Below are 10,022 nucleotides of genomic sequence, written 5' to 3'. Positions count from 1 at the left end.
CGCTCGCGGTGCTCGGGACCGCCGCGGTCGTCGCAACCGCCCTGGTCGCCACGGCGGGCCGCGACGCTCCCCGGGCGGACGGGGGCGCCCCGTCGTCGGGGCCGCCCGCCGCGCGTCTCGCGCCCGTCCCGGGCACCGCCACCTCGGCGCCCGAGGCCCTCGCGGCGGACCCCGACATCCGCGCCGACGGGACGGCGGTCGTCCTGCCGCGGGCGAGCGCCGGTCACTGCGACCAGGCCGTCGCCGACGCGGAGCCGGTCGCCGTCGAGGCGCTGGAGCACGCCGGCAGCAGGGTCGGGGAGGTGCGGCTCTACCGCAGCCCCGGCGGTGGGCAGGTGTGCGCGAAGCTCGTGAAGCCCGAGGGCTCGCCGCTGCGCGACCGCGAGACCCACGTGGCCCTGACCCTGTGCGGGACGGGAGGGTCCTGCGACCGGGACTGGCACAGCTACCTGATCGACGCCGGCCCGGTCGCCGTCGCCACGCGCGACGGGTGCGTCACGTGGCGCGCGTCGATGCTCGACGCCGCCGGCCGGGAGTGGTGGGTGCGGGACAGCACCGGGCAGTGGGGGTGCGGCGGCGGCTGAGCGCGGCGCGACCGCTGGTGCCGGCCCGCGGCCTCAGTCGCGCGGCCGGGCCGCCTGCAGCGCGTCGAGCAGGACCGCCCGGGCGGCGCGGCCCTCGGGGGTCGGCAGCAGCGGGTACACGTGCACGAGGCCGTCCCCCCAGTGGTCGTCGACCTCCACGCCGGCCGCCCGGGCGCGCGCGACGAGCAGCCGCGCGTCGGGGTTCAGGACGTCGCGCGTGCCGCTGAACACCGTCAGCGGGCCCAGCCCCGCGAGGTCTCCCGCCAGCGGGCTCACCCGCGGGTCGTGCACGGGCAGGTCGCCGCGCCAGTGCTCGACGTAGACGTGCGTGCCCGCACGGCCGAGCCACGGGTCGGTCGGCTCGACGGCGTCGATCGCGGGGTTGGCGAGCGAGAGGTCGAGGGCCGGGGCGATGAGCACGGTCCGCGGCACGCGCACCCGCTGCTCCTCGCGCAGCAGCAGTGCCGTGGAGAGGGCGATCTGCCCGCCGGCGGAGTCCCCGGCGAGGCTCGTCGCGCCGTGCCGGGCCTCGCTCGCGGTGACGAGCGCGGCGACGCCGGCGACGACCTCCTCGGCCGTGCCGACGGGCACGAGCGGGTAGATCGGCACGGTCACGGTGGTGCGCACCTGCGCGGCGATCCGCGCGGTGAGCTGCCAGTGCTGCCGCGAGATCTCGTTGACCCAGCCGCCGCCGTGGGCGTACACGACCCCGCCCCGCGCGCCGCCCGCGCGGGGGGCGAGCCGGTAGACGGGCCAGCCGTCGACGTCCTCGACGCTCACGGTGACGTCGCGGCGCAGCCCGCGCGGCGGGCCGTACGGACGCGGTCGCAGACGCCGCTCCTCGACGTGCCGGCGCGCCTCGTCGGCGGACGTGTAGCCGCGGCCGGCGCGGGTCAGCCGCAGGTAGGCGACGACGGCGCGGTGGGACGGGCTGGGCACGGAGACCTCCGCGGTGGTGGTTCGTCGGGTCGCCCCGACGCTAGCCCGCTGAGCCGTCCGGGGGGGCGGTGCTGGCGCAACCGATCGCCTTTCGATAGGTTTACGTCGTTGGTCGACAACTGTGGAGGTCCTGATGGGCAGACTGACCGTGCTCGTGCTGCGAGTGGTCCTCGCCGCCGTGCTCCTGGGCTCGCTCGCGCTGCAGACGCTGCTGGTGCCCCTGCTGGCCCGGGACCTCGCGGGGGCGGGGCCCGAGGTCGCCGCGCTGCGCACCCCGGTCGTGGTCATCGTCGTGCTCGGCATCGCCACCGTCGAGGTGTGCGCCGTGTCCGTCTGGCGGCTGCTGACGATGGTGCGGCGCGGGACCGTGTTCTCCCCGGCCGCGTTCCGGTGGGTCGACGTCGTCATCGGCGCGATCGCCGCGGCCGCCCTGCTGACCTGGTCCCTGGGCGTCGTCCTGGCCCCCGGCGAGGCGGTCGCCCCGGGGGTCGTCCTGCTCGTCGGCGGCGTGGGCCTGCTGATCGCCGGGATCGCGCTCATCGTGCTGGTCCAGCGGATGCTGCTCGTGCAGGCCGTGGCCCGGGACACCGAGGCGAGCACGCTGCGCGCCGAGCTCGACGAGGTCATCTGATGCCGATCGTCGTCGACGTCGACGTGATGCTCGCGCGGCGCAAGATGTCCGTCGGATCCCTCGCGGAGCAGGTGGGCATCACCCCCGCGAACCTCGCCGTGCTGAAGAACGGCCGGGCGAAGGCCGTCCGGTTCGCGACGCTCGCGGCGCTGTGCGAGGTGCTGGACTGCCAGCCCGGTGACCTGCTGCGCTGGGAACCCGGGGACGGCGGGGCACCCGCGGGCGAGCAGGGGGACGGGGCCCGCGCCCGCGACGGGTCCGCGGGCTGAGGCCGGACGTCAGCGCGGCGGGACCTCGACGACGTCGAGGTCCCGCGCCACGTGCACCTCGGTCCGGCCGCCTTCGGCCGCGACGGCGGCCAGCGCCTCGTCCCGCACCTCGTCGAGGTCGGCGTAGCGCGCGGAGAAGTGGGTCAGCACGAGCCGCCGCACGCCCGCGCGGGCGGCCGCGGTGGCGGCCTGCGCGGCGGTGAGGTGGGCGTAGCGCTCCGCGAGGGCCGCGTCGCGGTCGAGGAACGTCGACTCGACGACCGCGAGGTCGGCCCCGGCGAGGAGGTCCGCGACGCCGGCGCAGCGCCGCGTGTCCATGACGAAGGCGAAGGACTGGCCGCGGCGCTCGGCCGTCACGTCGGCGAGCCGCACGCCGCGGAGCTCGCCGTCGCGCTGCAGCCGGCCGACGTCGGGGCCCGTGATCCCGGCGGCCGCGAGGCGCTCGGGCACGAACCGCCGGCCCGACGGCTCCTGGAGGCGGTAGCCGACCGCCGGCACCCGGTGGTCCAGCGGGACTGCGGTCAGCCGCGCGCCGGCCACGTCGGCGACGGCCGCGCCGGCCACGGGCGCCACGCCGTGCACCGTCACGGGCAGCCCCGTCGACGCGACGCCCACGAGGGCGCGCAGGTGCGGCACCGCGTCCTCGGGCCCGTGCACCGCGACGGACCGGTCCGGGTCGTCGAGCGCCATCCGCGCGATCACCCCCGGGACGCCGAGGCAGTGGTCGTTGTGGGCGTGCGTCACGCAGATCCGCTCGACGCGCGGGGAGGCGACCCCGGCCAGCACCATCTGCCGCTGCGTCCCCTCGCCCGGGTCGAACAGCACGGACGTGCCGTCCCAGCGCAGCACGTAGCCGTTGTGGTTGCGGGTCCGCGTGGGCGCCTGGCTCGCGGTGCCGAGGACGACGAGTTCGCGGGCGGGCACGTCGCCACCCTCCCACCGTCGTCACGAGCCCGCCGGGCGCTCGCACGTCGGGGCGGGGCGGGGCGTGCCGCGCGCGGACACCGCTCAGAACTGCGTCTGCAACCAGGTCACGAGGCCCTTGATCGTCGCGATGATGTTCCCGAAGAACCCGGAGATGAACGAGACGCCCCAGTCGGCGGCGCTGCCGGTGTAGTCCGCCGTGAACAGGGCGATGACGACGTAGACGGTCACCACGATCTTCACGACCCACAGGAGGTGACCGGCCACGCCCGGATCGGGCTGCAGGAAGCGCACTCGTCGTCCTTCCCCTCGGGGCGCGGAGCCGGCAGCGGGTCCGCGGGCCCGCAGCCACGCCCTCGACCGACCGGCTGCTCGATGCGGCGAGGGTGCGGACGGCCGAGCTCCACGCCCGCGGCGGGGCGTGGGGTCCTCACGGCCGGTGCGACCCCGGAGTCCGGTGCGCCGCACGTGGGGAGTGTGCCGTGCCGCTGGTGACCCTGTCGAGCGGACGGGTCTCAGGCGGACCCGCCGCCGTTGACCATCCACTCAGCCCCGAAGCGGTCGGTGAAGGCGCCGTAGTGGTCGCCCCACATCTGCTGCTCGAACGGCGTGGTGACCTCCCCACCCTCCGACAGGCCCGTGAAGGACGTCCGGAGCTCGTCGAGGTCGTCGCCGAAGAGGCAGAGGGTGGTGTTCCCGGCGCCCGCCGAGGTCGTGCCGGGCATCGCGTCGGAGACCATGAGGGTGACGCCGGACGGTGCGTCGAGCTGGCCGTGCATGACGGCGTCCGGGTCGAGGCCCTCGACGCCGCCGAACTCGCCGAAGGTGGAGATGCTCACCTCCCCGCCGAGGACGGAGCGGTAGAACTCCAGCGCCGCGCGGGCGGTGCCGCCGGGGAGCGTGACGTAGGGGCTGAGGCGCAGGGCCACGGGGTACCTCCGGGCAGTGGTGGGGGCCGACCCCCCTCCGACCCGCCGCCGACGCGGAACTCATCGGTGGCCGCGCAACCCGCCGCTGCCCGGGGCTCATCGGGGCCAGGACGCCCCGGGACGCCCGCCGGGCGGTTACCTTGCGTTCGTGATCGGGTCCGCGCGGGCGGACCCGCGCCGTGGTGGACGGAGCGAGATGCGGATCCTGGTCATCGGTGCGGGCGGCGTGGGGTCGGCGGCGGTGCGCATCGCCGTTCGGCGGGAGTTCTTCGAGGCCCTGGTGGTGGCCGACCACGACCCGGCCCGCCCGCAGCGCCTCGTCGACGAGCTGCGTGACGGCCGGCTCACCGCGGCATCGGTGGACGCCTCCGACCCGGCCGCGGTGGCGGCGCTCGTGCGCGAGCACGGGGTCACGCACGTCCTGAACGCCGTCGACCCGCGGTTCGTCGTGCCCGTCTTCGAGGGCTGCTTCGCCGGGGGCGCCACCTACCTGGACATGGCGATGAGCCTGTCCCGCCCGCACCCCGAACGCCCGCACGAGCTGCCCGGCGTGATGCTCGGCGACGAGCAGTTCGCGGCCGCGCCGCGGTGGGAGGAGGCGGGCCGCCTGGCCCTGGTCGGCATCGGCGTGGAACCCGGCCTGTCCGACGTCTTCGCGCGCTACGCCGAGGATCACCTGTTCTCCGAGATCGACGAGCTGGGCGTGCGCGACGGTGCGGACCTCGTCGTCGACGGCTACGACTTCGCGCCGTCGTTCTCCATCTGGACGACGATCGAGGAGTGCCTGAACCCGCCGCTGGTGTTCGAGCGCGACCGCGGCTGGTACACGACGGCGCCGTTCAGCGAGCCCGAGGTGTTCGACTTCCCCGAGGGCATCGGGCCCGTGGAGTGCGTGAACGTCGAGCACGAGGAGGTCGTCCTCATGCCGCGCTGGACGTCCGCGCGGAAGGTGACGTTCAAGTACGGCCTGGGGGAGGAGTTCATCGGCGTCCTGCAGACGCTGCACAAGCTCGGCCTCGACTCCACGGTTCCGCTGACGGTCAGGGGCGTGCCGGTCTCGCCGCGCGACGTCGTCGCCGCGGCCCTGCCGGACCCCGCGACGCTGGGGGACCGCATGCGGGGCAGGACGTGTGCGGGGGTCCTCGTGCGCGGCCGCGGCAAGGACGGCGAGCCCCGTGCCGTGTACCTGTACCACGTCGTGGACAACGCGTGGTCGATGGCCGAGTACCGCTCGCAGGCCGTCGTCTGGCAGACGGCCGTGAACCCGGTCGTCGCGCTGGAGCTGCTCGCGGCCGGCACCTGGACCGGTACCGGCGTGCTGGGCCCCGAGGCCTTCGACGCGCAGCCGTTCCTCGACCTCCTCGCGGCGCCGTCGCCGCGGGGCTACGGATCGCCGTGGGGGCTGCGGGAGGAACCCGTCAGCTGAGCCCGGCGAGCGGGTCGCCGTCCAGCAGCTCCCGCACGACGGTGACCGCCTGGCCGAAGTAGCGGTGCCCGGGCGGGCGGGTCAGCAGGTCGGCGACCGAGAAGAGGTCCAGGCCCCGGCTGAGCGCCCGCCAGCCGGGCGGCAGGGACCCGCCGGCGCCGGTGAACCCCGCGAGGAACCCGTCCTCGAAGCCGTCGGGGCGCGGGCGCCGCAGCAGGTTCCCCACGTCGAACAGGGGTGAGCTGCTGAACGCGAACTCCCAGTCCAGGACCGCGCTCAGCCGGAGCCGGCCGTCCCGCGGCGCGACCAGCAGGTTCTTGGGGTTGAAGTCGGCGTGCACGAGCCGGCGCTGCCCGGCCAGCGCGGCCAGTCGCGGGGTGAGCCGCTCGGCCAGTCCCAGCAGGGCCGCGCTCGCGCCCGCCCCGAGCGCCGCGCGGGCCGGTCCGCTGCCCGCGAGACAGCGCTCGACCCAGGTCGCGAGGCCCGTCGTCGGGTCCACGCCCGGGGGACCCGGCACCAGGTCCGGCCCGGTGAAGAACCCCGGCGCCCCGAACTCGACGCGGCCGAGCGCGGCGAGGCCCGCGCCGACGTCGAGACCGCACGCGTGCGCCTCGTCCGGCGTCAGCGACGGCAGGACGGACCCGAGGTCGCGGCCCGGCACGAGGACCGACAGCAGGGCGGGCGTGCCGCTGCGCGACCCGTCCGGGTCGGCCGCGACGACGTCCGCGACCGGCACGACGCCCGTGAGCCGCGCGAGCAGCGCCACCTCCACGGCGCACGTCCCGGGCCGGGTGTACCGGCGCAGGGCGAAGCGCCGCCCGCCGTCCGCGGTGACGGCCAGGGTCTCGTTGGAGTGCCCGCCGGGCAGCGTCACGACGTCGACGACGCGGCGTCCCAGCGCTTCGGGCCCCTCGAGCCAGCGGCGGGTCTCGGGGTCGAGGACCACGGAGGTCGGTGCCACCCCGGCCTCCCCTCGGGTCGGTCCTGTCCGGTGTCCGCCCGACCCTAGGACCCGCGCGGTCCCGGTCGAGGGGAGGCCGGACCTCAAGGCGGCCTCCGCGGGCGTCGATGCCAGGGAGGTGACGGGGGAGCGGCGCCGCAGAGCGCGCACGCGCGCCGCAGGCAGCCGCGGGTGGCGGGTGCTGCAGGCGCTCGTCGTGCTGCTCTGGGCCGGGGCCACGGTCGCGTGCCTGGTCGAGCAGGCCCGGACGGGCTTCGTCGCCGACGACACGGCCGGTCCGGTCCAGACGCTGATCAGCGGCCTCGGGGCCGCCGCCGCCGCCCGGGCGTCCCGGCTGCGCCGCCTGCCGGTGCGGACCCGCCGCGCGTGGCGGCTGCTCGCCGCGGGGTACGGCCTGCTCCTCGTCTCGGGCGGCGCGTTCGCGGCCTTCCCGTCCTTCCCGGGACCCGGCGACGTCGTCCGGCTCGCGGCCGTGCCCGTGCTGCTCGTCGGGCTGCTCTCGCTCACCGACTCCCCGCGCTCGGCGGCCGAGCGCGGTCGTCTCGCCCTGGACGTCGGGGTGGTCGCGGCCGGGGGCTTCATGGCGCTGTGGTACTTCTCGCTCGGGCCGCTGACGCTGGTCCACGACGTGCCCACGGTCGTCGTGCTGACCGCGGTCGCCTACCCGGTGCTCGACTTCGTGCTCCTGTTCGGCGCCTCCGCCGCCCTGCTGCGCGGTGCGGCGGGCGTCCCGCGCCGCGTGCTCGCCGTGCTGGTGGCGGGGCTCGTGAGCCTGGTCGTCGCGGACCTGGGCTACGCCGGGGCCGCGCTGACGGGGACGGACGGGCAGGACTCGGCCGCGGAGTGGGTCCTGCTGCTGACGGCGTTCGCCCTCCTGGCGTGCGCCGCTCTCGAGGCCGGCGTGCCCCGCGACCCGTCGCCGGTGGTCGTGGCCGCCCGCCGGACCGGGGCGCCCGCCCTGCCGCTGGTCGCCATCGCGGGCGGCTACGCCCTCCTGCTCGTGGTGGCCGGCCGCAGCGGCCTCTACCCGTGGGGCGGTCTCGTCGCCGGCGCCGTCGTCATGACCGGCCTGGTCGTCGCCCGCCAGGTGCTGAGCCTGCGGGAGAACCGGGCGCTGCTGATGACCGACCACCTGACGGGACTCGCCACGCGCCCCGCCTTCGCGGCGGCGCTCGACCAGGCCCTGACCCGCGCCGGCCGCGAGCGACGGCTCGTCGGCGTCCTGCTCATCGACATGGACGGCTTCAAGGCCGTCAACGACGCGCTCGGGCACGCGGCCGGGGACGAGCTGCTCGTCGGCTTCGCGCGGCTGCTGCGCGGTGCCGTCGCCCGCACCGACACCGTCGGCCGCCTCGGCGGCGACGAGTTCGTCGCGGTGCTGCGCGACCTGCGGGAGGCCGACGACGCCGTCCGCGTGGCCGTCCGCCTGCTCGACGCCATGCGGGTGCCGCTGCCCGTCGCCGACGGCGAGGTCGCGGCGCGCGCCAGCATCGGCGTGGCCGTGGCGCGGGCCGGGGAGGGCGAGCGCGAGCTGCTGCGCCGCGCCGACCAGGCGATGTACCGGGCCAAGCGGCAGGCGACGGGCTGGGCCGTCGCCGACGACGTGCCCCCGACCGACGACGTCCCGGGTGGGGTGGGCGCGCAGGCCGTGCTGCCCGGTCCGGTCCCCGGCGCGGCCGCCGGCTGACCGGCCCGCAGAGCCGCACCCGATCTGTTCTGCATCGGATGCACGGTGTATCGTCCGGGCGGTGACCGACACCGACCAGGCCGCACCGCGCGTCACGCGGCGCCGCGTCCAGACGCGGCAGCGCCTGCTCGACGCAGCCCTGCAGGTCGTGGCCGAGCAGTCGCTGGCCTCCGCCTCGATCGAGGCCGTGTGCGAGCGCGCCGGCTACACGCGCGGCGCCTTCTACTCGAACTTCTCGTCGATGGACGACCTGCTCGTCGCGCTGTTCGAGGACCGCGTCGGGACCGTCCTGCCCGCGCTGCGGACCGGGCTCCTCGACGGGCCCGCGCCGGGCGCGTCCGAGGCGCCGGGGATCGGGGCCGTCGTCAGCCGGCTGCTGCGCACGCTGCCCACCGACCGGCTCTGGTACCAGGTCCTGACGGACGTGTCGGCGCAGGCGCTGCGCGACCCCCGCGCGGCCGCCGTCCTCGGCGACTACCGGGCGGCCCTGCGCCGCGAGCTCGCCCCGGCGCTCGAGGCGACCCTCGCGGCGCTCGGCCGCCGGGCCACGACCTCCGTGGAGGCCCTCACGGCCGCCGTGGTCGCGCTGTACGAGGGCGGTTCGGCGCAGGTCTACCTGGACGCCGCGCCGCTGCGCGAGCAGGACCGCGTGCTGGCCCTGACCGCCCTCGTCGTGGGACTGACGTCTCCCGTCGCCGCCGACGCGACGGACGGGGACCGGGCGTGAGCGCCGATCCCGGTGCCGCGCACACCGACGAGCCCGACGTGCTCCGGCCCGACGTGCTCCGGCCCGACGTGCTCCGGCCCGACGAGTCCCGGCCCGACGAGCTCACGGCCGACGAGCTCCGGCCCGACGAGCTCACGGCCGCGCCGGCGCTGCGGGCGCGCGGGCTGCGCCTCGTGCACCGCCGGTCCCCGGTCTTCGGGCCCCTCGACCTCGACGCCGGGGTCGGCGACCTCGTCGTCGTCCAGGGGCCCGCGGGCAGCGGGAAGACGGCGCTGCTGCTCGCCCTCGCGGGCCGCCTGGCCGCGGAGGCCGACACCTTCGAGGTGTGCGGGCTGAGCCTGCCGCGGTCGGCGGCCGCCGTCCGCCACCGCGTCGCGCTCGCCGAGGTCCGCGGGGTCAACGACCTCGACGACGCCCTCACCGTCGAGCAGCACGTGGCCGAGCGCCTGGTCCTGCACCAGCCCTGGTACCGGCCGTGGGTGTCCGCCGCGCGCGTCACGGCGGTCCTCGACCGCGTCGACGCGGCGCTGGCCGCCAACGCCCGCCTGGTGGCGGGCTCGCGGGCGGCCCGGCACGTCCGCCACGACGCCGAGCCGGCGGTCGCGTCCGAGGACGACCGGGCGCACCGACTGCGCCGCAAGGAGTTCGTCAGCGACCTCGCGCCGCTGGAGCGCCTCGCTCTCGGTGTCGTCCTCGCCCTGCTCGGTCGCCCCGAGGTGCTCGTGGTGGACGACGTCGACGCCCTGCGCGACGCCGGGGACCGCCGTCGCGCGTGGGCCGCGCTCCTCGCCCTCGACGCCTACGAGGACGAGGGCGGCCGCCACCCGCTCACCGTGGTCGTCGCCTGCCAGGACGCCGGCGCGGCCGCCGCGCTGCCGGAGCTGACCACCGGGCCGGCCCCCCGCCGGGTGCGCCTGCTGCGGCTGGGGCCCCGCGGCGCCGACC

General features: G+C 77.0%; 11 protein-coding genes and 1 pseudogene. 7 read left to right on the top strand and 5 right to left on the bottom strand.

Annotated elements, in window-relative coordinates; translation table 11 throughout:
• A pseudogene (locus GTR02_RS15875) lies at positions 1-584 on the top strand (hypothetical protein); the annotation flags it as partial.
• A 33-nt stretch (positions 585-617) separates the two neighbouring features.
• Here the strand turns inward: GTR02_RS15875 and GTR02_RS15870 are convergent.
• Positions 618-1,523, bottom strand: coding sequence for an alpha/beta hydrolase fold domain-containing protein (locus GTR02_RS15870; protein WP_166608469.1), 906 nt, complete (start codon positions 1,521-1,523; stop codon positions 618-620).
• A gap of 133 nt (positions 1,524-1,656) precedes the next feature.
• On the opposite strand from GTR02_RS15870, the gene GTR02_RS15865 reads away from it, so the two are divergent.
• Together GTR02_RS15865 and GTR02_RS15860 are read left to right on the top strand one after the other, a co-directional pair.
• Positions 1,657-2,154 carry a DUF2975 domain-containing protein gene (locus GTR02_RS15865; RefSeq protein ID WP_166608468.1) on the top strand — a complete coding sequence of 166 codons (498 nt, stop codon included), beginning with the start codon at positions 1,657-1,659 and terminating at the stop codon, positions 2,152-2,154.
• Complete coding sequence (locus tag GTR02_RS15860; RefSeq protein ID WP_166608467.1) at positions 2,154-2,423, top strand: helix-turn-helix domain-containing protein; 270 nt, start codon at positions 2,154-2,156, stop codon at positions 2,421-2,423. The genes GTR02_RS15865 and GTR02_RS15860 overlap by 1 nt, the downstream gene beginning before the upstream one ends.
• Before the next feature lie 9 nt (positions 2,424-2,432).
• Here the strand turns inward: GTR02_RS15860 and GTR02_RS15855 are convergent, their stop codons facing one another.
• The 3 genes from GTR02_RS15855 to GTR02_RS15845 form a co-directional block, all read right to left on the bottom strand.
• Entirely contained in the window at positions 2,433-3,347 is a 915-nt protein-coding gene (locus GTR02_RS15855; protein ID WP_166608466.1) for an MBL fold metallo-hydrolase, read from the bottom strand.
• Positions 3,348-3,431: 84 nt separating this feature from the next.
• Positions 3,432-3,641, bottom strand: coding sequence for a hypothetical protein (locus tag GTR02_RS15850; protein ID WP_166608465.1), 210 nt, complete (start codon positions 3,639-3,641; stop codon positions 3,432-3,434).
• Positions 3,642-3,862: 221 nt separating this feature from the next.
• On the bottom strand, positions 3,863-4,276 hold the full coding sequence (locus GTR02_RS15845; protein WP_166608464.1) for a VOC family protein: 414 nt from the start codon (positions 4,274-4,276) through the stop codon (positions 3,863-3,865).
• Between the two features lie 196 nt (positions 4,277-4,472).
• On the opposite strand from GTR02_RS15845, the gene GTR02_RS15840 reads away from it, so the two are divergent.
• Complete coding sequence (locus tag GTR02_RS15840) at positions 4,473-5,702, top strand: saccharopine dehydrogenase family protein (protein ID WP_166608463.1); 1,230 nt, start codon at positions 4,473-4,475, stop codon at positions 5,700-5,702.
• Here GTR02_RS15840 and GTR02_RS15835 read toward each other — a convergent pair.
• A complete protein-coding gene (locus GTR02_RS15835; protein ID WP_166608462.1) occupies positions 5,695-6,663 on the bottom strand; it encodes a phosphotransferase in 969 nt (322 codons plus the stop codon). The genes GTR02_RS15840 and GTR02_RS15835 overlap by 8 nt on opposite strands.
• A gap of 178 nt (positions 6,664-6,841) precedes the next feature.
• On the opposite strand from GTR02_RS15835, the gene GTR02_RS15830 reads away from it, so the two are divergent.
• The 3 genes from GTR02_RS15830 to GTR02_RS15820 all read left to right on the top strand — a co-directional run.
• A complete protein-coding gene (locus GTR02_RS15830; protein ID WP_166608461.1) occupies positions 6,842-8,350 on the top strand; it encodes a diguanylate cyclase domain-containing protein in 1,509 nt (502 codons plus the stop codon).
• Between the two features lie 61 nt (positions 8,351-8,411).
• Positions 8,412-9,077, top strand: a complete 666-nt coding sequence (locus tag GTR02_RS15825; protein ID WP_166608460.1) for a TetR family transcriptional regulator — start codon at positions 8,412-8,414, stop codon at positions 9,075-9,077.
• Positions 9,074-10,022: ATP-binding cassette domain-containing protein (locus GTR02_RS15820; protein WP_166608459.1), on the top strand; the 949-nt coding region annotated here is incomplete at its 3' end. The genes GTR02_RS15825 and GTR02_RS15820, both read left to right, overlap by 4 nt.

Source organism: Kineococcus siccus (genome assembly GCF_009906795.1).
GTDB lineage: Bacteria > Actinomycetota > Actinomycetes > Actinomycetales > Kineococcaceae > Kineococcus > Kineococcus siccus.
The sequence above is the reverse complement of the archived record's forward strand: the minus strand, read 5'-3'. Positions and strand labels throughout refer to the sequence as shown.